22 protein-coding genes are annotated in these 26463 nt (G+C 69.5%); 12 read left to right on the top strand and 10 right to left on the bottom strand.

From position 1 onward, the window contains the following. Positions 1-44 precede the first annotated feature (44 nt). Both A5767_RS15350 and guaA read left to right on the top strand, forming a co-directional pair. Entirely contained in the window at positions 45-1769 is a 1725-nt protein-coding gene (locus A5767_RS15350) for a GMC oxidoreductase (RefSeq protein WP_019288577.1), read from the top strand. Between the two features lie 67 nt (positions 1770-1836). After that, positions 1837-3411 (top strand): glutamine-hydrolyzing GMP synthase, encoded by a 1575-nt coding sequence (guaA, locus tag A5767_RS15355; RefSeq protein ID WP_024101587.1) that lies wholly within the window; start codon positions 1837-1839, stop codon positions 3409-3411. A gap of 77 nt (positions 3412-3488) precedes the next feature. Here guaA and A5767_RS15360 read toward each other — a convergent pair whose 3' ends face one another. Continuing rightward, the gene (locus A5767_RS15360; protein ID WP_006550082.1) at positions 3489-3722 is read right to left on the bottom strand and encodes a hypothetical protein; all 234 of its coding nucleotides are present in this window, start codon (positions 3720-3722) and stop codon (positions 3489-3491) included. Further along, complete coding sequence (locus A5767_RS15365) at positions 3715-5223, bottom strand: PspC domain-containing protein (protein WP_064852635.1); 1509 nt, start codon at positions 5221-5223, stop codon at positions 3715-3717. The genes A5767_RS15360 and A5767_RS15365 overlap by 8 nt, the downstream gene beginning before the upstream one ends. A gap of 97 nt (positions 5224-5320) precedes the next feature. On the opposite strand from A5767_RS15365, the gene A5767_RS15370 reads away from it, so the two are divergent. Both A5767_RS15370 and A5767_RS15375 read left to right on the top strand, forming a co-directional pair. Further along, positions 5321-6643, top strand: coding sequence for an ATP-binding protein (locus tag A5767_RS15370; protein ID WP_064852624.1), 1323 nt, complete (start codon positions 5321-5323; stop codon positions 6641-6643). After that, the gene (locus A5767_RS15375; protein ID WP_006550085.1) at positions 6640-7326 is read left to right on the top strand and encodes a response regulator; all 687 of its coding nucleotides are present in this window, start codon (positions 6640-6642) and stop codon (positions 7324-7326) included. The genes A5767_RS15370 and A5767_RS15375 overlap by 4 nt, the downstream gene beginning before the upstream one ends. A gap of 94 nt (positions 7327-7420) precedes the next feature. On the opposite strand, the gene A5767_RS15380 is transcribed toward A5767_RS15375, so the two are convergent. Continuing rightward, positions 7421-8569, bottom strand: coding sequence for a serine/threonine-protein kinase (locus A5767_RS15380; protein WP_019288573.1), 1149 nt, complete (start codon positions 8567-8569; stop codon positions 7421-7423). Between the two features lie 274 nt (positions 8570-8843). Here A5767_RS15380 and A5767_RS15385 point away from each other — a divergent pair, with 274 nt between their 5' ends. Genes A5767_RS15385 through A5767_RS15400 form a run of 4 tightly spaced genes read left to right on the top strand, consistent with a single transcriptional unit; the run spans position 8844 to position 12912 of the window. After that, the gene (locus A5767_RS15385; RefSeq protein WP_006550087.1) at positions 8844-9605 is read left to right on the top strand and encodes a hypothetical protein; all 762 of its coding nucleotides are present in this window, start codon (positions 8844-8846) and stop codon (positions 9603-9605) included. Continuing rightward, positions 9602-11182, top strand: coding sequence for a DNA polymerase Y family protein (locus tag A5767_RS15390; RefSeq protein ID WP_037216093.1), 1581 nt, complete (start codon positions 9602-9604; stop codon positions 11180-11182). The genes A5767_RS15385 and A5767_RS15390 overlap by 4 nt, the downstream gene beginning before the upstream one ends. A gap of 15 nt (positions 11183-11197) precedes the next feature. Then, positions 11198-11986, top strand: coding sequence for an alpha/beta fold hydrolase (locus A5767_RS15395; protein ID WP_019288571.1), 789 nt, complete (start codon positions 11198-11200; stop codon positions 11984-11986). A gap of 11 nt (positions 11987-11997) precedes the next feature. Next, positions 11998-12912, top strand: coding sequence for an exodeoxyribonuclease III (locus tag A5767_RS15400; protein ID WP_064852625.1), 915 nt, complete (start codon positions 11998-12000; stop codon positions 12910-12912). A gap of 76 nt (positions 12913-12988) precedes the next feature. On the opposite strand, the gene A5767_RS15405 is transcribed toward A5767_RS15400, so the two are convergent. Further along, positions 12989-14095, bottom strand: coding sequence for an alcohol dehydrogenase catalytic domain-containing protein (locus A5767_RS15405; protein WP_019288569.1), 1107 nt, complete (start codon positions 14093-14095; stop codon positions 12989-12991). A gap of 50 nt (positions 14096-14145) precedes the next feature. Here A5767_RS15405 and A5767_RS15410 point away from each other — a divergent pair, with 50 nt between their 5' ends. Together A5767_RS15410 and A5767_RS15415 are read left to right on the top strand one after the other, a co-directional pair. Beyond that, the gene (locus A5767_RS15410; protein WP_064852626.1) at positions 14146-14670 is read left to right on the top strand and encodes a hypothetical protein; all 525 of its coding nucleotides are present in this window, start codon (positions 14146-14148) and stop codon (positions 14668-14670) included. A 55-nt stretch (positions 14671-14725) separates the two neighbouring features. Further along, positions 14726-15604, top strand: coding sequence for a sucrase ferredoxin (locus tag A5767_RS15415; RefSeq protein ID WP_064852627.1), 879 nt, complete (start codon positions 14726-14728; stop codon positions 15602-15604). 55 nt (positions 15605-15659) lie between these two features. Here the strand turns inward: A5767_RS15415 and A5767_RS15420 are convergent, their stop codons facing one another. The 4 genes from A5767_RS15420 to A5767_RS15435 all read right to left on the bottom strand — a co-directional run bounded on the left by A5767_RS15420 (position 15660) and on the right by A5767_RS15435 (position 21222). Beyond that, the gene (locus tag A5767_RS15420; RefSeq protein ID WP_006550094.1) at positions 15660-17783 is read right to left on the bottom strand and encodes an MMPL family transporter; all 2124 of its coding nucleotides are present in this window, start codon (positions 17781-17783) and stop codon (positions 15660-15662) included. A 285-nt stretch (positions 17784-18068) separates the two neighbouring features. Then, a complete protein-coding gene (locus A5767_RS15425; RefSeq protein ID WP_006550095.1) occupies positions 18069-19598 on the bottom strand; it encodes a multicopper oxidase family protein in 1530 nt (509 codons plus the stop codon). A 74-nt stretch (positions 19599-19672) separates the two neighbouring features. Continuing rightward, positions 19673-20812, bottom strand: coding sequence for an RNA polymerase sigma factor (locus A5767_RS15430; protein ID WP_006550096.1), 1140 nt, complete (start codon positions 20810-20812; stop codon positions 19673-19675). Positions 20813-20814: 2 nt separating this feature from the next. Continuing rightward, positions 20815-21222 carry a YciI family protein gene (locus tag A5767_RS15435; RefSeq protein ID WP_006550097.1) on the bottom strand — a complete coding sequence of 136 codons (408 nt, stop codon included), beginning with the start codon at positions 21220-21222 and terminating at the stop codon, positions 20815-20817. 112 nt (positions 21223-21334) lie between these two features. On the opposite strand from A5767_RS15435, the gene A5767_RS15440 reads away from it, so the two are divergent. Continuing rightward, positions 21335-22240, top strand: coding sequence for a D-isomer specific 2-hydroxyacid dehydrogenase family protein (locus A5767_RS15440; protein WP_064063847.1), 906 nt, complete (start codon positions 21335-21337; stop codon positions 22238-22240). On the opposite strand, the gene A5767_RS15445 is transcribed toward A5767_RS15440, so the two are convergent. Then, entirely contained in the window at positions 22234-22566 is a 333-nt protein-coding gene (locus A5767_RS15445; RefSeq protein WP_006550100.1) for an ArsR/SmtB family transcription factor, read from the bottom strand. The two genes, A5767_RS15440 and A5767_RS15445, sit on opposite strands and share 7 nt — an antisense overlap. After that, positions 22553-23011 carry an ATPase gene (locus A5767_RS15450; RefSeq protein ID WP_024101572.1) on the bottom strand — a complete coding sequence of 153 codons (459 nt, stop codon included), beginning with the start codon at positions 23009-23011 and terminating at the stop codon, positions 22553-22555. The genes A5767_RS15445 and A5767_RS15450 overlap by 14 nt, the downstream gene beginning before the upstream one ends. 189 nt (positions 23012-23200) lie before the next feature. On the opposite strand from A5767_RS15450, the gene A5767_RS15455 reads away from it, so the two are divergent. Continuing rightward, on the top strand, positions 23201-26452 hold the full coding sequence (locus tag A5767_RS15455) for an error-prone DNA polymerase (RefSeq protein WP_064852636.1): 3252 nt from the start codon (positions 23201-23203) through the stop codon (positions 26450-26452). The last annotated feature ends 11 nt before the right edge of the window (positions 26453-26463 follow it).

The following is a 26463-nucleotide window of genomic DNA, read 5'->3' on the forward strand; positions in this document are numbered from 1 at the left end:
GAAGTGCATACTTGCCGGTAACAACTCTCGCCGCTGGAGGTTCCATGGGTAAGCAACGGGTCACGGACTACGACGTCCTGATCATCGGATCGGGTTTCGGTGGGAGCGTCACGGCGTTGCGCCTCGTGGAGAAGGGCTACAAGGTCGGCGTGCTCGAGGCCGGTCGCCGCTACGCCGACGCCGACTTCGCGAAGACCAGCTGGGACCTGCGCCGCTTCCTCTGGGCGCCCAAGCTCGGCTGCTTCGGCATTCAGCGCGTGCACCTGCTGCGCGACTGCCTGATCCTCGCCGGTGCCGGCGTGGGCGGCGGGTCGCTGAACTACGCGAACACCCTGTACAAGCCTCCGGCGCCGTTCTTCGAGGACCGCCAGTGGGCGCACATCACCGACTGGCAGGACGAACTGAGCCCGTACTACGACCAGGCGAAGCGGATGCTCGGCGTGGTGCAGTACGGCCGGATGACCGACGCCGACAAGGTGATCAAGTCGGTGGCCGACGACATGGGCGTCGGCGAGACCTTCATCCAGACGCCCGTGGGCGTGTTCTTCGGCGAACCCGGCCGCACGGTCGCCGATCCCTACTTCGGTGGCGTGGGTCCCGACCGCACCGGCTGCATCGAGTGCGGTGAGTGCATGACGGGATGCCGCCACGGTGCCAAGAACACCCTCGTGAAGAACTATCTGGGTCTCGCCGAGCGGGCGGGAGCCGAGATCGTCCCGCTGACCACCGTCACCGATCTCCGTCAGGCCGCCGACGGCACCTGGGACGTGATCACCGAACGCACCGGCGCGTGGGTCCGCAAGCGGCGGCGCACCTACACGGCCGCGCACGTCGTCCTTGCCGCCGGAACGTGGGGCACGCAGCACCTGCTGCACCACCTCAAGGACACCGGTGCGCTGCCCGAACTGTCCGACAAGGTCGGCGAACTGACCCGCACCAACTCCGAATCGATCGTCGGCGCCGGGAAGATGCGGATCGATCCCGATCTGAAGCTCACCGAGGGCGTCGCGATCACGTCGTCGTTCCACCCCACCCCCGACACGCACATCGAACCCGTGCGGTACGGCAAGGGATCGAACGCGATGGGCTTGCTGCAGACCCTCATGACCGACGGCGACGGACGCACCCCGCGCTGGGTGAAGTTCCTCGGGCAGGTCGTGCGGAACCCCGTGAAGATGCTGCGGATGCTCTCGGTGCACCGGTGGAGCGAGCGCACCATCATCGCGCTGGTGATGCAGAACCTCGACAACTCCATCACCACCTACACGACCAAGGGTGTGTTCGGCCGCCGCAAGGTCACGAGCAAACAGGGCCACGGGCAGCCGAATCCCACCTGGATCCCGGCCGGCAACGAGGCCACGCGCCGCATCGCCGAGAAGATCGACGGTGTCGCGGGCGGCACGTGGGGTGAGATCTTCAACATTCCGCTCACCGCACACTTCCTCGGTGGCGCCGTGATCGGATCCGATCGTGACCACGGGGTCATCGATCCGTACCACCGCGTCCACGGCTACCCGACGCTGAGCGTCGTCGACGGCGCCGCGGTCTCCGCGAACCTCGGTGTGAACCCCTCGCTCACGATCGCGGCGCAGGCTGAACGCGCTGCGTCGTTGTGGCCCAACAAGGGTGAGGACGACCAGCGTCCCGAGCAGGGACAGCCCTACCGTCGTATCGCGCCGATCGAACCGAAGAACCCCGTGGTGCCCGTCGACGCACCCGGTGCGTTGCGACTGCCGGTCGTCGAGGTCAAGCACAGCGGCGTCGCGTAGCGACCCGGAAGTGATCGGATGAGCGGCCGCGTCGGGAACACCCGGCGCGGCCGCTTAGACTGTTCGGGTGTCGTCGCAAAGCCAGCAGTCCAGACCGGTCGTCGTCGTCGATTTCGGAGCTCAGTACGCGCAGCTGATCGCTCGGCGCGTTCGTGAGGCCAACGTCTACTCGGAGGTCGTGCCCCACACGGCCGGTGTCGAGGAGATCGCGGCGAAGAACCCGCGCGCGGTGGTGCTGTCCGGTGGCCCCGCCAGCGTGTACGAGGAGGGCGCACCGCGTCTCGATCCCACGCTGTTCGATCTCGACGTCCCCGTCTTCGGCATCTGCTACGGCTTCCAGGCGATGGCGCAGGCGCTCGGCGGCACGGTCGCGCACACCGGCTCGCGCGAGTACGGCCGCACCGAGCTGTCGGTCTCCGGAGGTGTGCTGCACGACGGTCTGCCCGAGACGCAGCCCGTCTGGATGAGCCACGGCGACGGCGTCACCGAGGCCCCCGAGGGCTTCGAGGTCACGGCGACCAGCGCCGGTGCCCCGGTCGCGGCGTTCGAGGACCGCGCCCGTCGCCTCGCCGGTGTCCAGTACCACCCCGAGGTGCTGCACTCGCCCCACGGCCAGCAGGTGCTGAGCCGGTTCCTGCACGACATCGCCGGAATCCCGGGCGACTGGACTGCAGCGAACATCGCCGACGCGCTCGTCGAGCAGGTCCGCGAGCAGATCGGCGACGGTCGTGCCATCTGCGGCCTGTCCGGCGGCGTCGACTCCGCCGTGGCGGCCGCGCTGGTGCAGCGCGCCATCGGCGACCGCCTGACCTGTGTGTTCGTCGACCACGGCCTCATGCGCGAGGGCGAACGGCAGCAGGTCGAGAAGGACTTCGTCGCCGCGACGGGTGCCCGTCTGGTCACCGTCGACGCATCCGAGACCTTCCTGCGCGAGCTCGCCGGCGTCACCGACCCCGAGACCAAGCGCAAGATCATCGGCCGCGAGTTCATCCGTTCCTTCGAGGGCGCGGTCTCCGAGGTGCTCGGCGAGGGTGCCGACAAGGGCGAGACCGTGAAGTTCCTCGTGCAGGGCACCCTGTACCCGGACGTCGTGGAGTCCGGCGGCGGTTCCGGCACCGCGAACATCAAGAGCCACCACAACGTCGGTGGACTTCCCGAGGACCTCGAGTTCGAGCTCGTCGAGCCGCTGCGCCTGCTGTTCAAGGACGAGGTGCGCGCGGTCGGACGTCAGCTCGGTCTGCCCGAGGAGATCGTCGGCCGCCAGCCGTTCCCCGGCCCCGGCCTCGGCATCCGCATCATCGGTGAGGTCACCCGCGAACGCCTCGAGATCCTGCGCCGCGCCGACTCGATCGCCCGCGAGGAACTCACCTCCGCCGGCCTCGACGGACAGATCTGGCAGTGCCCGGTCGTGCTGCTCGCCGACGTCCGCAGCGTGGGCGTGCAGGGCGACGGCCGCACCTACGGACACCCGATCGTGCTGCGTCCGGTCTCCAGCGAGGACGCGATGACCGCCGACTGGACGCGCCTGCCCTACGAGACCCTCGAGCGGATCTCCACTCGTATCACCAACGAGGTGGCGGAGGTCAACCGAGTGGTGCTCGACGTGACGAGCAAGCCCCCGGGAACGATCGAGTGGGAGTGATTTCCGCTCGCCGTAAGCGGTGAGACGACGTCCCCCGGACCGGTCAGGTCCGGGGGACGTCGCGTAGGTGGGGGTGGTTATCTCCGGCGGTTGGGGAGGAAGACCAGCACCGCTCCGATCAGCAGGGCCGCGCCCACCAGGACCCATCCGAGGTCGACGGCGGCGAGGAACTCGACGGAGAACGGCCCGATCATGGCCCATCCGCTCACGACCAGCGCTGCCAGTGCGGCGAGCAGGAGCAGGAGCGACGGTCCCTTGCGGGTGCGCTCGGTCCGATCCTCGGTGTGTGTTCCGGTTTCGTGATCAGCCACGACGCACCTCCAGAGATCCGAATTCCATGTTCGCGTTCAGGTCCAGGACCGGCCCGTCGTCGACTCCGTCGGCACCACCGTCGATGCCGGGGGCGGGGCATCCCCTGATCTCACCGGGACCGACCGTGCAGTCGGCGCGGACGTCCAGGTTCTCCGGCAACAGCACCTCGACGCTGCCGAACCGGCCGTCGACCTGCACCGTGCGGTCCTCGGTGAGTTCGAGTCCCCGCAGATCGAGGGTCATCGCCCCGAACTGGAAGCTGTATTCGGACTCGAGCTGATCGGTACTGGTCGGAGCCCAGGTCCGGTCGCCCCAGTTGGAGGTGTCGACCGGGCCGGCGATCGAGGCGAGGACGACGAATCCGAGGAGGGGGCCGGTGACGACGAGCAGTCCGTGCCCGCGGTGCAGGAACGCGCCGATCAGCAGGCCCAGACCGACGACCGCGAGGGCCGCGGCACCCACCCGGGCGGGGGTCACCCAGGCCAGGTCGGCGGCGGCACCGAGCGCGCCGGTCACGGCAGCGGCGATGACGGCCAGACCGAGGACCGTGGTGGTCAGGCGCGAACGGCGGTTCGTGACGACCGCAGGTTGGTGTGTCGGTGTGGGTTCGGGCAGGTCCCACGCGAACGGGGCGACCCCGAGGGGATCCCATGCCGGCGGTGCCGAACGGTGGGGGGAGAGCGCGTCGACATCCGGGAGCGGAAGGTCGGTGTCCTTGCGGTCGGTGTCCTTGCGGTCGGTGTCCTTGCGTAGGTCGGGCATCGGGGACGTCTTCCTCTCAGTCGTCTCGGTGGGCGCTGTGGAATCGGTGCCCGAAGCAGGGGTGTCCGAGGCGTCGGTGGTGCTCAGGACCTCCGTCGCGTCGGTGGTCTGCGCAGGCGGGGTTGCCGCTGTGCTGGTTGTCTTTGTGCCGGCTGCCTCTCCGCCCGGTGTCGTCGTGGCCGCCGGACCCGCCTGCATGTGCCATGCACCGGTGTGTGCGCCCCACGGGGAGCAGTACGCGTTCGTCACCGGAGGCTGAGGAAAGGCCGCCTGGGTGGGGAAGGAGGTTCCCTCGGGCGCCGGCAGCACCGGCGGTTCGGGACGCCGCTGATAGAGCAGCCACCAACCGCCGAGCAGCAGGAGCGTTCCGATGAATCCGGAACCGCCCGAACCCGCACCCACCGGACCGATGGCACCCGCCGCGATCGCCAGGGCCACGAGGAGTACGACGACCTTGGTGGTCGAGTCCGAGCTCGCACCCCGCCCGACGAGCGATTCGAGCGAGGAGACCTGGTCGCCGTGACGGGGGAACATCAGCCAGGCGGCCAGATAGAGGACGAGACCGCCACCGCCGAACAGCGCCGACGCGACGAAGACGACACGGATCAGCACGGGATCGACGCCGTAGCGCACTCCGATACCCGAGCACACACCCGCGATGTGCCCCTCCTTCGGCAGACGCACGGGGCGGGTCCGCCACATGTCCGCCACCTGGTCCTGAAAGCTCCTCGTGTCCATGGCACCCATCCTGCTGGGCTTCCGCGCGCGGCACATCAGGGACCAACCCTGATTTCCGAGGGCCCGATCGGAACCCGGACATCAGGGTTCGTCCCCGATGCCGGGCCGGCGATCTCCGTGCCAGTATCGAGGTGTGCAACCGGTACCTGGATTACCCGTGACCGTTCCCCGCCTCGAACGACGGGTGGGCGGTCGCATCGTGGGCGGTGTGGCCGGCGGTGTCGCCGACCATCTCGGCATCGACGCCACCAAGGTGCGGGTCGCGTTCACAGTGCTCGCCGCCCTCGGCGGGGCCGGGATCGCGGCCTACGGCTTGCTGTGGATGTTCGTGCCCCCGGGCTCCGACACCGATCGCCCCACCGGCCCCGAACGGCGCCGAGCCATCGGCCTCGCCTTCATGGGTATCGGCCTGGCGGTGGGTCTTTCGTGGCTGTTCAGTGGTGGTGCCGCCGGGGTGGTGCTGCCGATCGTCGTGGTGGTCGTCGGTGCGGCGCTCGTATGGCGTGAATTCGACGTCGAAGGCCCCCGATCGGTACTCGGTCTGCCCGCACATCCGACGGTCCTCACATGGGCCCGCGTACTCGGCGGCCTGACCCTCGTCGTCACCGGACTCGGAGTGATGGTCATCGCGCAGGTCGACGTCGCGGCGCTGCGCTCGTCGCTGGTCGCCGTGGTGGTCACGCTGGTCGGTGCCGCCCTGCTGTCGGTGCCGCTGTGGATCCGGATGTGGCGTGCCCTCGAGACCGAGCGTGCCGCCCGGGTGCGCAACGAGGAGCGCGAGGAGATCGCGTCGCACCTGCACGACTCGGTACTCCAGACCCTCGCGCTCATCCAGAAGCAGGCCGGCGACCAGCAAGAGGTCGTGCGACTGGCGCGCAGCCAGGAACGCGAACTGCGCCGCTGGCTGTTCGGTGGGGACGAGACGCCGAGCACCTCGCTCGCCGAGACGCTGCGCACCATCGCCGGTGAGGTGGAGGACCAGTACGGTCTGTCCGTTCAACCCGTCATCGTCGGTGACGTCGCGCCGGATGACAGCGATCTGACCCCCGAGGCCGCGACCGCCGTGCTCGGCGCGACCCGCGAGGCTCTCGTCAACGCCGCCAAGCACGCCGGGGTGGACAGCGTCGACCTCTTCGCGGAGGTGGAACCGCATCAGGTGAGCGTGTTCGTGCGCGATCGCGGCGTCGGATTCGATCCCGACGAGGTGCCGGCCGATCGGCAGGGTCTGGCCAAGTCGATCCGGGCGCGCATCGAACGTCGCGGCGGCCGGACGGTCGTGAAGTCGAGTCCCGGAAAGGGAACCGAGGTGCGCATCCATGCACCGCGCGCCGGCCGGACGGAGACCGAACGCGAACAGGACACCGAGTCGACCTTAGAGTGGGGGGTGAACGACCCCCACCCCGAGGAGCAGACACAGTGACTTCGATTCCGGCGACATCGTCCGATGCCACCGAGAACAACCGTCCCTATCGTGTCTTCCTGGTGGACGACCATGCGGTCTTCCGCTCCGGAGTGCGCGCCGAACTGGGGCGCGAGGCCGACATGGAGATCGTCGGCGAGGCCGGGGGAGTCGCCGAGGCCGTCGCCGGGATCGAGGCGACCAAGCCGGATGTCGTGCTCCTCGACGTCCACATGCCCGACGGCGGCGGCGTCGCCGTCCTCCAGCGGATCCCGGACGGGCCGGTCTGCCTGGCGCTCAGCGTGTCCGACGCAGCCGAGGACGTCATTGCCGTCATCCGCGCCGGCGCCCGCGGGTACGTGACGAAGACGATTTCCGGTCCGGATCTGGCCGACGCCGTCCGGCGGGTCGCAGGGGGAGACGCCGTGTTCAGTCCGCGTCTGGCCGGTTTCGTGCTCGACTCGTTCACCGGCCGGTCGGCCGCGCCGGAACCGCCCCTCGATCCCGAGCTCGACTCGCTGACGCCGCGGGAACTCGAGGTGCTGCGCCTGCTCGCTCGCGGCTACACCTACCGTGAGATCGCCGAGGAACTCGTGATCTCGGTGAAGACCGTCGAGACGCACGCGTCGAACGTGTTGCGCAAGACGCAGCAGTCGAACCGCAACGCGCTGACCCGTTGGGCACACCGCCGCCGCATCGACTGAGCGTGACCGGTGCTCGTCGTGCCGATGCCGGCGGCGTGCAGTTCTCGTCGCTCGCGAGCGAAATCATCGACGAGGACTGCGCAGCCGGCGCAGATCAGACGACCAGCGCGATGATGACGGCGACGAGCAACGCCACCAGGATCACCGCGATCATCGCCGCCATCGCCAGGGGTGCATAGGCGACGATGCGGTCCTGCGGGTTGTCGGGCACGGGGCCCTTCGGGAGCAGGCGGTCGAGCAGATCCGCCGGGGCGAAACCCTTCGCCGACTTCTTCGGACCACCGGTGGCCTGCGTCGCGGCACCGAGGGGGCGGTCGACGAAGGAACCACGGGGGCGTGCGGGTTCGGCGAAGTGCGCGGAACGCTGTGCCCACGACGGGATCGTGCCGTCCTCGTTCTGGATGGGACGGCCGCGCAGGGCCGCCGCCGATCCGCTCGGTCCGAGGACCACGCGGGCGAGGAGATCGCGCGCCTGCGCCATCGTCGGGCGTCGCGCCGGATCGGGCTGGAGCATCTCGAGCAGGGGCTCGGTGAGCGGACCGGTGTGCGTGGGCATGATGATCTCCGCCCGCGCGACCCGGTGCAGCAACGCGATCGAGTCGGTCTCGAAGCCGAAGGGCGGTTGCCCCTCCACCGCGGTGTAGAGGGTGGCGCCGAGCGAGAAGACGTCGCTGGCCTCGGTGGGATCGTTGCCGCGCGCGACCTCGGGTGCGAAATAGGCGGGGGTGCCGATGATCACGCCGTCGGGGTCGTTGTCGCCCTTCGCGCGAGCGATGCCGAAGTCGCTGATCTTCACGATGCCGGCGTCGCGGCCGCGTTCAGCGATGAGGATGTTGCCGGGCTTGACGTCGCGGTGGACGATCCCGGCGGCGTGCGCGGCGGTGAGGGCGTCGGCGACGTTCGCGCCGATCTGCGCCACCACGTACGGCGGGAGAGTGTCGACGACGTTCATCACCTGCGCCAGGCTGCGGGACGGCAAGTGCTCCATGACGAGCCACGGTTCGCCGTAGTGCAGAGCCATGTCGTACATCGAGATGGCGTGCTCGTGGGCGAGTTGGGCGGCGGCCCGGCCCTCCCGGAGCGCGCGGCGGCGAAGATCCTCGGCCTCGTCGGGATCGAGGTCTGCGGTGGAGATCACCTGCTTGACGGCGACGTCGCGGCCCAGACGGTTGTCGCGGGCGAGCCAGACGGCACCCATGCCGCCACCGCCGAGCTTGGAGTCGAGCCGATATCGACCGGCCACCAAGTGATCCGGTCCTACGGCCCGTCCTGCCCATGCCTGCTCCGCCACTCGATCGAGAGTAGTCGATCGGAGGTGTTCGCCCCGGCCGAAAAACGTGTGAGCTGCACTGTAGTCACCGTCGGGGGCGGTGCTCCCGGCTTGACGGGAAGGATTCGGGTCGGTTCTACTTGATGGGGATCGAAAGTATGTTCGAATAGAGTGCGAGCCGGGCCACGACTTCCCCGTGGTCGGCCGGTCGTGTGTGTCAGGCGGCAGGCGGATGACAGGGGTGACAGTGGGCGAGGTGGCCGAATTTCCGGTGGACGACGAGGAAGCGGGTCGCGCGGAGCGGATCGAAGCGTTGCGACGTCGGATCGCGGCAGTGCCGGCGCGGGGCGAGGTCCAGTCCGTCGCGCGAGGCCGGGTCGAGGCCCCCTCCGACCGCATCCTGCCCGTCCCGGCTCCGCTCGCGGAACTGTTGCCCCAGGGCGGATTGGTGCGTGGCAGCGTCGTCTCGGTCTCGGGGGCCACCTCCCTTCTCCTCGGGATGCTCGCGTCCGTGACTGCCTCGGGCGGATACGCCGCCGTGATCGGTCAGCGCCGGCTGGGTCTGCTCGCCGCCGCGGAGATGGGAGCCCGTCTGCACCGGTTGGCTGTGATCCCCGATCCCGGACCGGATCCCGTGGAGATCGCCGCGGTGCTGCTCGACGGGATCGACCTGGTGGTGTTGGGGCTCGGTGGGGCATCGGTGCCGCCGTCCCGCGCTCGTGCGGTCGCCGCCCGGGCGCGGAGCAAGCAGTCCGTCCTCGTGGTCACGGACGGTCGCTGGGAGGGTGCACACGTGCGACTGGAGGCGCGGGTCGACGGTTATCGGGGTGTGGACGGTCCCGGCCGGGACCGGCTGTGCGCGACCCGCTTGTCGGTCCGGGCGCACGGGCGTGCGTTTCCTCCGCGCGCCACCCGCGTGGAGGTGTGCGCCGGCCGCAGTGCCGTCGAATGGGCGAGTGAGGAGCGAAATCGGCTGGAGGACGGGCATTTCCGTAAAGCGGTCCGGTGAACGACTCGTCCTCTCGACGGGCGCCCGCGCGGGTCGTGGCCCTCTGGTGCCCAGACTGGCCCGCCGTCGCCGCCGCCACCGCCGCGGAGTTGCCCGCGACCGTCCCGGTGGCGGTGGTCTCGGCGAATCGTGTCGTCGCCTGCTCGGCCTCGGCGCGGGCCGCGGGTGTCCGGCGCGGCCTGAGACGACGTGAGGCGCAGGCACGCTGCCCGGAACTGCATGTGGCCCGCTCGGATCCCGACCTGGAAGCGAGGACGTTCGAGGTGGTGGTGGCCGCAATCGATGCGGTGGCCCCGGGCGTGGAGGTGCTGCGCCCGGGTCTGGTGGTCCTCGCCGCGCGCGGTGCAGTCCGGTGGTTCGGTTCGGAGGAGGCCGCCGCGGAGGTCCTGATCGACGCGGTCGCGGCGAACGGCGTGGAATGCCAGGTCGGTGTCGCCGACGAGTTGTCCACAGCGGTCCTCGCCGCGCGCCGGAACGCGCTGGTCCCGACGGGGAGGGGCGCCGAGTTCCTGGCGCCGCTGCCGGTCTCGTATCTCGCGGTGGAACCGGCGCTGGCGGCTCCTCGGCGGGCCGACACGGTGGATCTGTTGCGCCGTCTCGGTATCCGCACCATCGGAGCGTTCGCCGCGTTGTCCCCTATCGATGTTGCGTCACGCTTCGACGCGGACGTCGTCGCTGCGCACCGGAGCGCACGGGGCCTGCCGGAACGTCCCCCGTCGGGGCGGCCGATCCCTCCGGACCTGACGGTCGAGCAGCCCTGCGACCCGCCGGTGGAGCGGGTCGACGCCGCGGCCTTCGCCGGTCGCGCACTGGCCGAACTGCTCCACACCAGGCTCGCGGCAGCGGGAGTCGCATGCACGCGACTGCTCGTGACGGCACGCACCGGGGCCGGGGAGGAACTCGCGCGCACCTGGCGCTGCGCCGAGCCGCTCACCCCCGAGGGTACGGCCGATCGTGTGCGATGGCAGCTCGACGGATGGCTCACCGGCCGCAACACGAACCGGCCCACGGCGGGAATCGTGCTGCTACGTCTCGAGCCGGTCGAGGTCGTGGCCGCCGGCGCGCTGCAGCTCGGGCTCTGGGGCGGTGTCGGCGACGAGGACGAACGCGCACGTCGGGCGCTCGTCCGAGTGCAGGGCCTGCTCGGTGGGGACGCCGTCCGGATCGGAGTGCTCGGCGGCGGCCGGGGACCCACCGAACGGATCGTCCTCGTGCCCGTCGGCGACGAGGCGATACCGCACTCCGACCCGGACGCACCGTGGCCGGGCCGGCTCCCGCCCCCGGCTCCCGCGCTGGTGTTGCACACACCTCCCGCGATCCGGCTGGACGACGACGTGGGGAATCCGGTCTCGGTGACCGAGCGCGGACTGCTCAGCGGGTCACCTGCTCGGCTGCGATGGGGAAGTCGCAGCTGGACGGTGATCGGATGGGCCGGTCCGTGGCCGGTGGACGAGTACTGGTGGGATCCGGCCGCCGCCCGGTGCGCCGCCCGTCTGCAGGTGCTGCTCGAGGAATCACGGGCCCTGCTGGTGTTCTTCGGTGCCGACGGCTGGCGGGTGGAGGGCGTCTACGACTGAGTAGGCTCGAGCATCATGAGATCTCCGGTCCTCACCGTCGCGCCGAACGGGGTCGCCCTGGCGTATCGCGAATACGCTGCGTCCCGCGAATCCGCGGGGTCCGCCGCCCGTTCCGTGCCCGTACTGCTGGTGCACGGGATGGGGGGTGACGGGCGCACATGGACCCGGTTCGCCGGAAACCTGGTGAAGGCGGGCAGACGGGTGATCACCGTCGACCTGCGCGGGCACGGACGCAGCGGGCGGGCCCCCTCGTACCGTTTCGACGAGTTCGCCGCCGACGTCGCCGGCCTGTGCGCCCACCTCGGTGTCGAGGCCGTCGATCTCGTCGGGCACTCGCTCGGCGGTCATGTGGGATCGCTGGTCGCGCAACAGAATCCCGGCCTCGTCCGGCGACTTGTCCTCGAGGAGACACCTCTGCCGTTGCGGGAGGGGGATCCGGTTCCGGAGGTGCCGGCCCACCGCCCGACTCCCGCGGAGTTATGGCACGCCGCGACCAGCATGGCGCTCAACCCGCGCGCGGTCACCGCCTTCGACCGCTCGATGACGCCGTCGGTCGTCGCCCAGTTTCACACGCCGAATCCGGTGTGGTGGAAGCATCTTCCGTCCCTCGACGCTCCGACCCTGCTGTTGCGCGGAGCGCGCCGCGGCAGCATGGTCGACCCGCGCCTGCTGGCGGCGGCAGTCGACGCGCTGCCTTCGGCCTCAGTGCGGGAGATCGGCTGCGGGCACAGCATCCACCGCGACCGTGCCCGCGATTTCGCAGCGGCCGTCGTCCCGTTCCTCACGGATCGAACGGTTGCTTAGACTGGACGATCGTGCGCATCGCGACCTTCAACATCAACGGAATCCGCGCAGCACAGCGCCGCGGATTCGAGGACTGGTTGCGTGAGCGCAACCCCGACGTGGTGGCCCTGCAGGAGGTACGCGCCCCGGCGGCTGCGATCCCGCAGGGAGTCTTCGGCAAGTACCACCTCGCCTACGACGAGGGCACCCTTCCCGGCCGCAACGGCGTCGGAATCCTGACCCTGCACGAACCTGCCGCCGTGCGCACCTGGAGCGGCACCGCACTGCTGCGACTTCCCGGTGAGGAACACGTCGACCGGATCGAGTTCGATCGGGGAGCGCTGGCACGCGGACTGTCCGAATTCGCCCACGAGGGGCGGTACGTCGAGGTGGATCTCGCCCACGCACCGATCACCGTGGCGTCGCTGTACCTGCCGAAGGGCGGGCTCCCGGCGCACCTCCAGAAGCCCGGGCGCATGCGCGACGAACCGGACGGTGGGATGCGCTACCAACGCAAGATGCGGTTCCTGTCGGCCTTCGCCCGGCAGCTGACCCGTAGCCGACTCGCGGCGCGCGCCCAGGGGCGGGAGTTCCTGATCATGGGTGATTTCAACGTCGCCCACACGCGCTACGACGTGCGCAACTGGCGGCGTCGCGGGCAGGCCGAGGGCTTCCTGCCCGAGGAACGCGCCTGGTTCGATTCACTGTTGTCGCCGCGCACGCTCGTCGACGTCGTCCGCCGGCATCATCCCGAGGTCGACGGTCCCTACTCGTGGTGGTCGTGGCTGGGGGAGTCGTTCGCCTCCGATTCCGGGTGGCGGATCGACTACCACCTCGCCACGCCGCGACTGGGCCGGACCGCGATCTCCGCAGGGACCGACCGCGATCCGGCGCCGGACCGGAGGATCAGCGATCACGCGCCGGTCGTCGTGGACTACGACATCTGAGTGACTGTCGTGGACTACGACATCTGAGTGACTGTCGTGGACTACGGCATCTGAGCTTGATATGTAGGGCTCGTGGTCAGTCCATGGTGAGGATCTGACGGAGGGCGGTTCCGTCGGCCAGGGCGTCCATCGCCTCGTTGATCCGACCCAGCGGCAGACGGTCGGTGACGAGTCGCTCGACCGGCAGTCGCCCCTCGCGCCACATGTCCACGAAGCGGGGGATGTCGCGGGCCGGGACGGCGGATCCGAGGTAGCTGCCCACCAGTGAGCGGCCCTCGCCGACGAGAGCGGTGGGCGAGATCTCGAGCCGGGCGTCGGGGGCGGGCAGGCCGACAGTGATCGTAGTGCCTCCCGGTCCGGTGAGCGCGACCGCCGTGGCGAGCGCGGGCACGCTCCCCGCGGCCTCGATGACCAGCCGCGCCTTCACGCCCTGTTCGACGGCCTCGTCCGGTGAGAGGACGCGTTCGGCTCCCAGCGACCGGGCCGTATCGCGCTTGTCCGGGGAGGTGTCGACGGCGATCACGGTGACGTCGTCGTGGGCCAGCGCCACGAGCAGCGCGGCCATCCCCACTCCGCCGAGACCGACGACGACCAGCGTGTCCCCGGCCTGAGGACGAGCAGTATTGACGACCGCACCGCCACCGGTCAGCACGGCGCAACCCATCAGCGCGGCGACCTCGGCGGGGACGTCGTCGCCGACACCGACGAGCGACCGCGTGTCGACGACGGCGTGGGTCGCGAAGGCCGATGCTCCCAGATGGTGGTGGACGTCGTTCCCGTCGCGGTGCAGCCGCCGGGCGCCCGACAGCAGGGTTCCCGCCGCGTTCGCGGCCGATCCCGGGATGCAGGGACGGATGCCGTTGCTCGCGCAGCCCTCGCACTCACCGCAGCGGGGCATGAAGGTCATGACGACCCGCTCGCCGACGGAGAATCCGGTGGTGTCGTCACCGAGTTCGACGATGCGTCCGGCCGCTTCGTGCCCGAGCAGCATGGGAACCGGACGAGGCCGGTTGCCGTCGACCACGGACAGATCGGAGTGGCACACACCGGCGCATTCGATTTCGACCAGCGCCTCACCCGGGCCCGGTGGGTCGAGTTCGAGAAGGTCCACGCTGAGCGGGGTGGACTCCTCGTACCGCCGTCGACGTCCGATCTCCTCCAGGACTGCTCCGGTGATCTGCACGAGTCTCCCTTCCGTAGAGTCGCGGATTCTCTGCCTCTAGCATCACGAGCATGACACTCACCCGGGCCGACCGCTTCCTCATCGGTGCTACCGCAGTCTTCCTCGTGTCCCAGGCGAACATCGGTCGGGTTCTCGGCTCCACGGCCCCGACGGTGGGCACCCTCCAGACCACCTTCTCGGCCGCGAAGTACCGAAAGATCCTCGACAATCTCGGTCCTGAGGAGATCGAGCGCTACCGGGAGCACTACTACTGGGACATGGTCCACCCGGCGACCTTCGCGATCGCGTTGCGGGCCGGCGCACGATCACTCGACGAGCACCGCCCGCTGTCGCCGAGCACGCGTCGGATCCTGATGGCGGCGCCCGTCGTCGCCGCGGCGGGGGACTACGTCGAGAACGCCGTCGGCCTGTACCTGCTGGATCACCGCACCCGGATCGACGATCGGACGGTCCGGGCTGCCTCGACCGTCAGCCTCACCAAGTGGGTGCTGGCGCTGGGCAGTTTCGCGTACCTGTCGCAGGGATTCCTGCGGATGTGGGGCGGTGCGGCACAGCGGGTTCTTCGCCGCGGCTGACCGGTCACCGCGGGGTGCCGGGCCGTCACGAGGGTGTCCGGGCCACAATGTCCGCGTGACCACCATCTCCGCCCCCACCTGTTCCGCACTGTCCGCACTCGACGAGCCGCTGCCCGGTACGGCGGCCACCGCGCCCGGCTACGTGTGCCTCGAGGTGCCGACGGGCTGGGGCCGCGACGTGCTCGACGGCACCGCCCTCGGCGCCGAGTTGTCGGACGAATTGTCCGCCCGGGCGAAGGTCGCGGACGTGCGGATCCTGTTCATCCGGAGACCCGGCCGCGACGTGGTGCGGGAGACCCGGACCGTCCTGCTGGCCCGCACCGAACCGGAGAACACCTGGTGCGAGCGGCTCGAGATCACCGAGCCGGCGGAGCTGCTCGACATCGTCCCCCGTGTGGTCGCAGGTCCGGCCCCCGGTTTCGGCACGGCCGTGCAGGACCCGATCGCCCTGGTGTGCGCTCACGGAAAGCGGGACCGGTGCTGCGCTGTGCTGGGGCGCCCGATCGCGGCCGCTCTGACCGCCGAGTTCGGGCAGGACGTGTGGGAGTGCTCGCACACCGGCGGACACCGTTTCGCGCCGTCGATGATCATGCTGCCCACCGGTTACACCTACGGGCGGCTCGACGAGGACGACAGTCTCGCCGCCGTCCGCGACGCCCGGAAGGGCAAGGTCCACGCGGCCGGTCTGCGGGGTCGCAGCACCTGGGGTGCGGCCGGGCAGGCCGCCGAGATCGCGGTGCGCGAGGCGATCGACGAGTTCGCGATCGACGCCGTGACGGTCGAGGACGGGGACGAGCCGATCGTGCATCATCGCGACGGCCGGGCATGGCAGGTCGGGGTGGAGACCTCGGAACTACCGGCCCGGCCGGCGAGCTGCGGTGCCGCGGCCAAGCCGGCGCGTCCCGTCGTCGCGACGACGATCACGCCGCTGTAGCGACACCCCGACCACCCGGCCGCTCTGCGGTTCAGTGATCCCGCCGCTCTGCGGTCTAGTGACCCAGTCCGACCTTCGCGTGCACGCGCTTCATCCACGCCGGTGCCCACCAGTTGGCCTCGCCCATGAGCTTGACCAGTGACGGCACGAGCAGCATGCGCACGATCGTTGCGTCGATGATCAGCGCGACGATCATGCCGACGCCGAGGAACCGCATGATCGACAGGCCGGAGATGGTGAAGGCCCCGGTGACCACGATCAGCAGCAGTGCAGCGGCGGTGACGACACGTCCGGTGCGGGCAATGCCGTACTCGACGGCTTCTACCGTCGTCGCTCCGGCCGCGCGGGCCTCCATCATGCGCGACATGAGGAACACCTCGTAGTCGGTCGACAGGCCGAACACCACGGCGAGGATGAGGACGACGAAGGTCGGCTCCATCGCCGCGGGAACGACGTGCAGCCACGAAGCACCGTGGCCCAGCTGGAACACCCAGGTCAGCACGCCGAAGGTCGCGGCGAGACTCAGTGCCGCCATGAGCACCGCCTTGATCGGCAGTGCCACCGACCCGAATGCCAGGAACAGCAGCACCAGGGTCGAGAGCACCATGATCGTGATCATCCAGGGGAGCGAATCCGAGACGGCCTGGTTGGCGTCGTCGACGAGAGCCCGGCCGCCGCCGACGAGCAGGTCGGTGCCGTCCGGCACGTCCAGGGCGCGCAGTTCGCCGGTGATCTCGCTCGCCCGTGCGGTGCCGTCCACGCCCTGAGCGTAGAGGCCTTGCAGGACCACCACGTCGGACTCCTGCCCGACGATGACGGTCTGCGAGATGCCGTCGACCTTGGCGACCTCGGTGGACACCGTGCGCACGGCAGTGCTGTCCGGGGCCTGTCCGTTCTCACCACGCAGGACGAGCGTGGCGCCGTTGCCGGTGCTCGGGAACTCGTCGAGCAAGGTCTGGGTGGCTGCGCGGGCCTGGCTGTCCTCGGGCAGGGCGGTGTATTCGATCTCCCCGAACCGTGCTTCGAACAGGGGCGACGCGAGTACGAGGAGACCGCCGGTGATCACCACCGCGATCAGGGCGGGACGGCGCACGACCTTGCGGACGACCCCACCCCAGAAACGACGTGCCCGCGCTTCGGCGCGGGTGGAGGTCTCACGGTCCCAGGTCCACGCGTTGATGCGGTGGCCGAGCATCGTCAGCAGGGCGGGAACCGCGGTCAGCGACAGGACGGCGGCACCGAGGACGGCGGCCATGGCACCGAGGCCGAGCGACCGCAGCACCGTCTGCGGGAAGACGAGCATGCCCGCGAACGCGCAGATCAGCAGGGCAGCGGAGAACATCACGGTGTGACCGGCGGTGGACATCGTCCGCTTGACCGCCGAGGTGACGTCCGAACCGGCCGCGAGTTCCTCGCGGTAGCGGCTGACGATGAACAGGCCGTAGTCGATCGCCAGGCCCAGACCGATCAGCGACGTGATGTTCAGCGCGTACGACGACACCTCGGTGAAATTCGACAGCAGGCGCAGGGTGGCGAGGGACGAGAAGATCGCGAGCACACCCACGAAGACCGGGACCGCGGCGGCGATCACCCCGCCGAAGATGAACACCAGCAGCACCAGCGTGATGGGCACCGCGATGAGCTCGGACCGGACGAGATCGCTCTCCAGGGTGTCGGTGAACTCGATCGCGACCACGGTGTTGCCGGCGAACTGCGATTCCACGCCGGGCACCTCGAGCAGGTCGAGGGCTTCGGGGAAGCTCGCGGCCGTGAGCCCGGAGTTCGCGCCGAGCGTGATCGAGGCAGCCACGCTGCGTTGGTCGGTCGACAGCAGCAGTTGGTTCATCGGCGGCGGAGCGGTCCAGTAGGTCTGGATCGACTCGGCGGGGACGGCGTCCTGGAACTCGGCGAGGGTTCTTTCGATGTCGGGACGGATGTCGTCGACCGTGCGTCCCTCGGGTGCGGTGTAGAGCGCGATGATGTCCGCGGCCTGCGACCCGAAGTTCTCGTAGATGATCTGCTCGACCTCGACGGCCTCGCTGTTCGGGTCGTAGTAGCCCGTGCCGGTCAGCTTGCCGAAGATCCCGACGCCCCAGGCGCCGGCGAAGAGCACGACGAGCAGCACGATCGCCAGTACCCATCGGCTCCTGGTGACGACGATCTCGGCCCAGCGACTCATGCCCACTCCCGGTTCCGCTGACGATTGTGACGATCGGCAACTGTACTGGCGTGGAGTGGGAGGGCTTTACCCTGCTCGGCCGGAACGGGCACGAGATCAGGGGAGGAAGAAGGTGGACCGACGCGCCGGATGCCTCACGGCACGGTGCGCAACGTGGCTCCAGCCGGACGGTATTCCACGAAGGCGGTTTCTCATTGGCTCCGGGGCGTACGCGACGCGCCGATCCACACTCCTCAACAGGGGTGGGCGGGGATCCATTCCCCGCCCTGCCGGACGTGACCGGGTTCACCCGCCGTCGTGGGCATGGTGGGCCGTGCCGGCCACCTGCGTCACCTCGTGCACCTCGTCGGCGCCGACCACCACGAACTGCCCCATCATCCCGGCGTCCTCGTGTTTGAGCAGGTGACAGTGGTACATGTACGGCATCGCCGGATCGGTGTGGCTACCGAACGGAACGAGCAGCCGCACCGTCGCCGCCGGCGGGATGAAGACGGTGTCCTTGCGCCCCGCCAGGGACGGATGGTCGGGACTCATCCCGGTCATGCCGAGGATCTCGAACTGCACGTCGTGGATGTGGAAGTTGTGGATCGTGCCGCTGGCGTTGGTCACCTCCCACAGTTCCGTGGTGCCGGCGACGATCACCTCGTCGATCCGGCTCATGTCCATCTCGCGATCGTTGATGGTCGTCGACGACGTCAGGTCGATGCGGCGGGTGTTGCTCGGCTCCCCGAGCTCCGGGAGGGTCGTCAGCTTCTCCGGGATCGCGGCCGACGACCCGAGCACGGGTGCCGTCCGCAGTTCGAGGACGTCCAGGCGATCGTCACCACCGGAGAAGCGGTCCTGGAAGAAGCCGGCCTTCAGCTCGGGTGGGGTGCTGCGCAGCACGTGGCTCGAACCTGCTTCCGGCCGGACGACGATCTCGGCGCGCTCACCCGGCGACAGCTGGAGGCTGCGGACGGCCTGCGGTTCCTCGAGCAGACCGCCGTCGCTGCCGACGACGAGGAACGGCATCCCGGTGTCGAACGAGAAGTTGTAGACGCGCGCGTTCGACGCGTTGAGCACCCGGAGCCGGACCGTCTCGGTGCCGACGTCCAGGAACGGTCGCGGTGTGCCGTTGACGAGGATCTCGTCGCCGAGCGTCCCGACGTCGGCGAAGATCGCGTTGCTGTCGTCGAGCTGATCGCCCTCGAACTTCCGGTCCTGGACGATGAGGGGGATGTCGTCGACCCCGTAGTCGTGGGGGAGCGGCGACGTGCCGGGTTCGTCGATCAGGAACATGCCCGCGACACCCCGGTACACGTGCGCGGCGGTGGAACCGTGCAGGTGCGGGTGGTACCAGAGGGTCGCGGCCGGCTGATCGACGGTCCAGTACGGCGACCATGTCGTTCCCGGCTCGATCGGCTGGTGCGGTCCGCCGTCCATCGCCGCGGGCAGGTGCATGCCGTGCCAGTGCATCGTGCTCGTCTCGTCGAGTTCGTTCGTGACGTTCACGCGCACGTTCTCACCCCGCACGGCGCGGAGGGTGGGCCCGAGATAGCTGCCGTTCACTCCCCACGTCCGGGTGTCGGGGCCGTGCCCGAGGTCGGTCGTGCCGCGCTGCATGGTCAGGTCGAACACGCGTGTGCCGTCGGCGTCGACGGTGCCCGACTCGACGGGAGGGATGCGCAGGGCGGTGTCGAAGTCGACGCGTCCGGTGGTGTCGATCGCGCGCGTGGTCCACGCGTGGACGGCCAGGCCACCGATGACCGCCACGAACGCGAGGAAGAGCACGAAGGGTATGGCGAGCAGACGCACCAGGAGTTTCACGACATCCATGCTCGTTCTCCCGCACTCTCGGCACATCCGGCGTGGCACCGGATTTCATGGTGGGGGAGAACCCTGAGCGACCCTCAGGAAACGCTGTGCAGGCGCGCCGCCTGCCGCACGAGATGGTCCCGCTCGGGGACGCTGGTCGCCAGGTGTGCGGCCTCCGTGTAGAGCCGGGCCGCCGTGGCCGTGTCGCCGGCGCGTTCGTGGAGATATGCCGCGGCCGCCGTGTACCGAGGCAAGCCGGGGTCGAGTTCGGCCAGCGCCGCGAGACCGGCCTGCGGTCCGTCCGCCTCACCGACCGCGACGGCGCGGTTGAGGCGGGCCACCGGGTTGTCGGTGAACCGCAGGAGCTCGTCGTACCACTCGACGATCTGCACCCAGTCGGTCTCCTCCGCAGTGCGTGCGTCGGCGTGAAGGGCGGCGACGGCGGCCTGTGCCTGGAACTCGCCGAGCCTGTCGCGGGCGAGTGCGGCCTGCAGGATCTCCACGCCCTCCGCGATCATGCGCGTGTCCCACAGGCTGCGGTCCTGTTCGGCGAGGGGGACGAGACTGCCGTCCGGCCGGATGCGCGCCGCTCGCCGGGCGTGGTGGAGCAGCATCAACGCGAGCAGACCCGACACCTCGGGGTGGTCGATCACCGCTGCCAGCCGGCGCGTGAGCCGGATGGCCTCGGTGGCCAGGTCGACGTCACCCGAATAACCCTCGTTGAACACGAGATAGAGCACCCGCAGCACCGTCGCGACATCGCCCGGCCGATCCAGCCGGACGTCCGCGATCGTGCGCTTGGCCCGGCTGATGCGTTGGGCCATCGTCGCTTCCGGGACGAGATAGGCCTGCGCGATCTGCCGGGTGGTCAACCCACCGACGGCCCGCAGGGTCAGCGCGACCGCCGACCCGGGCGTGAGCGACGGGTGGGCACACAGGAAGTACAACGCGAGGGTGTCGTCCACCGGTGTGCCCGGACCGGGCCGGGGCTCGGCGTCGACGAGGATCTCGCGGCGCCGGCGGGATGCGTCGGCGCGTACGGTGTCGAGGAATCTGCGCCACGCCACCGCGACCAGCCAGCCCTTCGGGTCGCGTGGCGGATCCTCCGGCCACACCCGCAGGGCTTCGACGAGCGCGTCCTGCACGGCATCCTCGGCCGCTGCGAAATCCGCTCCGCGGCGGACGAGGATGCCGATCACGGTGGGGACGAGCGTGCGCAGCAGAGCCTCGTCCACGTCTACTCCGTGACGGTCGGCGGCTCGGACATGAACGGGCGCACCTCGAGCCATTCGTGGATCGGCTTCCCGCCGGCTCCCGGCGCGGCCGACAGTTCGGCGGCCAACTCCAGTGCCCGGTCGTAGCTGTCGACGTCGATCACCATCCACCCGGCGATGAGATCCTTCGTCTCCGGGAACGGCCCGTCGGTGACCGGGGGACGTCCCTCACCGTCGTAACGGACGAAGGTGCCCTCCGGGGAGAGCGCCTGCGCGTCGACGAACTCGCCGGTGCTCTCGAGACGGGCGGCGAAATCCTGCATGTACCGGATGTGGGCCGACACCTCGTCCGGCTCCCACTGATCCATGGGTACGTCGTTCACCGCTGCCGGGGCGCCGCGGTAATGCTTGAGCAGCAGGTACTTGGCCATGATGTTCTCCTCCGTGCGGTACGGCCCATTGTGGCCGCGTTCATGGAGGAGACGGAGCCGCTTCCGGATTCTCGACATCCCTCCGCGAACGATTCGAGGTTAGGGTCGCGGCATGCGTATTCATCTCGGACCGGGCCACGACGAACACCTCGCCGCCGCGATCGTCTCCGGCGGTGGAACCCTCTCCGAACTGGACGAGGCCGATGCCCTGGTGTGGGACGGCAGCGCCGAGGAGTTCCCGGATCTGCCCGACCGGGTGCGCTGGGTGCAGCTCACCTACGCGGGTATCGAACCGTTCTTCCGGGCGGGCGTGATCGACGACCGGCGGCTGTGGGCGAATGCGTCCGGTGTGTACGCCGACAACGTGGCCGAGTACGCGGTGGGAGCGCTGCTCGTGGGGTTGCGGCAGTTCCACGCCTCGGTTGCCGCGAAGCGGTGGACCAAGGACGTTCTCGACCCGCGGGTGCGGACCCTCCACGGCTCGACCGTGGCCATCGTCGGATGCGGCGGTATCGGCCGGGCGATGATCCCGCGCCTGCATGCCCTCGGCGCGTCCGTCGTCGCGGTCAATCGTTCGGGCCGTCCCGTCGACGGCGCGAAGGTCACGCTGCCGGCCGACCGCACGTCGGAGGTGTGGTCGATGGCCGATCACTTCGTCGTCGCCGCACCCGCGACCGCCGAGACCGATCATCTCGTCGACGCCGCCGCGCTCGCGGCGATGCCCGGGTCGGCGTGGCTCGTGAACGTCGCGCGGGGCAACCTCGTCGACACCGACGCGCTGGTGAAGGCGCTCGGGGACGGTGCGATCGCCGGGGCGGTCCTCGACGTGACCGATCCCGAACCGTTGCCCGACGGTCATCCGCTGTGGGATCTCGACAACGCCGTGATCACACCGCACATCGCCAATACGCGCAGCCGGCTGACGCAGACGTTCGCGCCGACCCTCGAGGAGAACGTGCGCCGGTTCGCCGCGGGTGAGGAGTTGATCGCCCGGGTCGATCCGAACGCGGGTTACTGAGGCCGTTCGGCCGCCTTCTTGATCGCGGACAGGCGGCGGTCCCAGCCTGCCCCCACGGCGTCGATCGCACGCCCGACCGCGCTCAGCCGCGATCCGACGGCGGAGAAGCGGATCTCCCGTCCGGCGCGCTCGGAGGTCACGAGACCGCACCGTTCGAGCACCGCCAGATGCTTGGCGATGGCCTGACGGGAGACCGTGAACTCGGCCGCGAGCCCGGACGCCGACGCCGGGGATCGGCCCAGTCGCTGCAGGATGCGCCACCGGGTGTCGTCGGCCAGGGCCGCGAAGACGGGATGCAGGTCGGCGGAGAACTCAGCGTCGGGCAACGCTTTCGTCCTTCTCGAGATGGTGCTTGGCGATTTCCAGTTCGGCCGTCCAGCCGCGGGAGTTCTCCTCGAAGCGGGTGCGGCGTTCGCTCGCGTCGCCGGGCAGGGAGTCGAATCCGGTTTCCGTGACTCGTAATTCGGTCGTGCCGGTGTCGAGCGCGGTGAGCCGGAACTCGACGAGGGTGGACGGACTGTCGGGATCGGTGTGGTCGGCGAGCCAGCGGAAGGCGGCGTAGTGCGGTTCGTCGAGGGTCACGGTGCGGAAGACGAAGGCGCCGTGGACCGGATCGTGCACGGTGGTGAGATCTCCGTCGTGTTCGAGGCGGTGCTCGGTCCACTCGTTGTCGTTGATGTACCAGCCGGGTTCGGCCACGAGTGTCCATACCCGGTCCACGGGCGCGTCGATGGTGATGTCGCGTTCGATGCGGTCGAGTTCGTCGGTCATGACTGTCTCCTCCGATGGGAATGCAACTCCAGGGTTGCACTTGCTGGCCCATGATGCAACCCCCTGGTTGCAGTCGATCGTGCAGTTCTCGTCGCCGACTCCCGGCGTGTCGCGACGAGAACTGCACATGTGTTCGAACGTCTCGTTCGAACACATGTGCGATACTGGATCGGTCGAGGAGGTGCCGGAGTGGGATGGGGAAACGGTCCGCCGACCTGGTCGGAGATGGAACGTGTGCTCTCGGGACGACCCGGCACTTCCCGCCGCGATGCCGAACATCCCGGCGACGGGAGCGACAGCCCGGCGTGGTCGCGCACCCGCACCGAGTACGAGGCGCGGGTCCGACGTCCGGAAGGACCGGTCGTGCCCTACGCCGAACTGCACGCCCACTCCGCGTTCAGCTTCCTCGACGGTGCCTCCACGCCGGAGGAACTCGCCGAGGAGGCGGCACGACTCGGACTCGAGGCCCTCGCGGTGACCGACCACGACGGACTGTACGGAGCGGTGCGATTCGCCGAAGCCGCACGCGAACTCGGCATCCGCACCGTCTTCGGAGCCGAGCTGGGCCTCGACGATGCGCACCTGCTCGTCCTCGCCCGCGGTCAGGAGGGCTATCGACGCCTGTCGCGGCAGATCGCCGACGCCCACCTCGCAGGAGGGGAGAAGAACAACCCGAGGTACGACTACGACGCGCTCACCGACGCCGCCGGTGGGCACTGGCAGATCCTCACCGGTTGTCGTCGGGGGCACCTGCGACAGGCGCTCACCACGGGCGGGATCCCCGCCGCCGAAGCAGCATTGCTCGATCTCGTCGACCGGTTCGGTGCCGACCGCGTGACCGTCGAACTCACCCGTCACGGATATCCCGACGACCACGAACGCAACGCAGCCCTCTTCGAACTTGCCGCGCGACATGGCATTCCGTGCATCGCGAGCACGGCGGCGCACTTCGCGCATCCCCATCGGCGACGTCTGGCGATGGCCGTGGCGGCGATCTCCGACCGGCAGAGCCTCGACGACGCCGTCGGCCGGATCCCCCCGACCGGAGGCGGGCACCTGCGGTCGGGGGAGGAGATGACGCGGCTGTTCGAGGCCTTTCCGGGTGTCGTGCACCATGCCGCCGAACTCGGTCGTGAATGCGCCTTCGATCTGCGTCTCGTCGCCCCGAAACTGCCGCCCTTCGATGTTCCCGACGGGCACACCGAGTTCACCTGGCTGCGCGAACTCACCTACGACGGGGCGCGTCGCCGCTACGGTCCGGTCGAGCGCCGCCCCGACGCCTATCGGCAGATCGAACACGAACTCGATGTCGTCGGCCGGCTGGGATTCCCGGGATACTTCCTCGTCGTCCACGACATCGTCGACTTCTGCAAGCGGAGCGACATCCTCTGCCAGGGACGAGGATCGGCCGCCAACTCGGCGGTCTGCTACGCGATCGGCATCACCAACGTCGACCCCGTCGGCAACAAGCTGCTGTTCGAACGCTTCCTGTCGCCCGAACGCGACGGCCCACCCGACATCGACCTCGACATCGAATCCGACCGGCGCGAGGAGGCGATCCAGTACGTCTACCGCAAGTACGGCCGCATCAATGCGGCGCAGGTCGCGAACGTCATCACCTACCGCGGTCGTTCCGCCGTCCGCGACATGGCCCGTGCTCTCGGATACTCGCAGGGACAGCAGGACGCGTGGAGCAAGCTGATCGGCCGGTGGGGTGGGGTGCGGGTAGAGACCGACGAACGGATCCCGGAGACGGTTCTCGATCTCGCCGAACAGATCGAAGGTCTCCCACGGCATCTCGGCATCCACTCGGGCGGCATGGTGATCTGCGACCGGCCCGTCGCCGACGTGTGCCCCGTCGAATGGGCGCGAATGGAAGGACGCACCGTTCTGCAGTGGGACAAGGACGACTGTGCTGCAGCGGGTCTCGTGAAGTTCGATCTGCTCGGCCTCGGCATGCTCTCCGCGCTGCACTACATGATCGACCTCGTCGACGAACACGAAGGCATCCGAGTCGATCTCGCGCACCTCGACCTCTCCGAGCCGGGGGTCTACGAGATGTTGTGCCGCGCCGACTCGGTGGGTGTCTTCCAGGTGGAGTCGCGGGCGCAGATGGCCACTCTGCCGCGGTTGAAGCCGCGCTGCTTCTACGATCTGGTCATCGAGGTGGCCATCATCCGGCCCGGCCCGATCCAGGGCGGTTCGGTGCACCCCTACATCCGGCGGCGCAACGGTCTCGAACCCGTCACCTACGACCATCCGTGCCTCGAGAAGGCCCTCGAACGCACCCTCGGCGTTCCGCTCTTCCAGGAACAGCTCATGCAGATGGCCGTCGACGCCGCGGGATTCACCGCGGCGGAGGCCGACCGGTTGCGTCGCGCCATGGGATCGAAACGGTCGACGGAGAAGATGGAGCGTCTGCGGGGACGCCTCTATCAGGGCATGCGGGACCTGCACGGCATCACGGGGGACGTCGCCGACCGCATCTACGAGAAGCTCTACGCCTTCGCGAATTTCGGTTTTCCCGAGAGTCATTCGCAGAGCTTCGCCTCGCTGGTGTTCTATTCGGCATGGTTCAAACTGCACCATCCCGCAGCGTTCTGTGCGGGCCTGCTGCGTGCTCAGCCGATGGGTTTCTACTCGCCGCAATCGCTGGTCGCCGATGCCCGCCGTCATGGTGTGGTCGTCCACGGCCCCGACATCGCGGCGAGTCTCGCGCACGCCACCCTCGAGAACGAAGGGAAGGAGGTCCGGCTCGGCCTGGCCACGGTGCGGCACATCGGCGACGACCTCGCCGAACGCATCGTGACCGAACGCAGTGCCCACGGCCCGTACACCTCGCCCGCCGACCTCGCCGCCCGCGTCGGTCTCACCACCACGCAGGTCGAGGCGCTGGCCACCGCAGGAGCTTTCTCCTCGTTCGGCGTCACCCGCCGCGAAGCCCTCTGGGGTGCGGCCCCGGCCGCGGCACAACGCCCCGGGCGGTTCCCCGGGATCGGGACGGTGCCGACTCCGGCCCTGCCGGGGATGAGCGCTCTCGAACTCGCCGCCGCCGACGTCTGGGCCACGGGAATCTCGCCCGACAGCTATCCGACGCAGTTTCTGCGCGAGCGGCTCGACGAACTCGGGGTGATCCCGGCCGCGGAGTTGTGGCAGGTCCCCGACGGGACGCGCATCCTCGTCGGCGGGGCCGTGACACACCGGCAGCGACCTGCAACAGCCGCCGGTGTCACCTTCCTCAACCTCGAGGACGAGACCGGAATGGTGAACGTGGTGTGCTCGGTCGGTCTGTGGGCGCGCTACCGCACCGTGGCCCACACCGCTCCCGCCCTGCTCGTCCGCGGCCGGCTCCAGAACGCCGAGGGCGTGGTCACGCTCCTCGCCGACCATCTCGAAGCCCTGGATCTGCGAATGCCGAGCAGATCACGCGACTTTCGCTAACATCGCCGAGT

Source organism: Rhodococcus sp. 852002-51564_SCH6189132-a, assembly GCF_001665495.1.
Taxonomy (GTDB): Bacteria; Actinomycetota; Actinomycetes; order Mycobacteriales; family Mycobacteriaceae; genus Rhodococcus; species Rhodococcus pyridinivorans.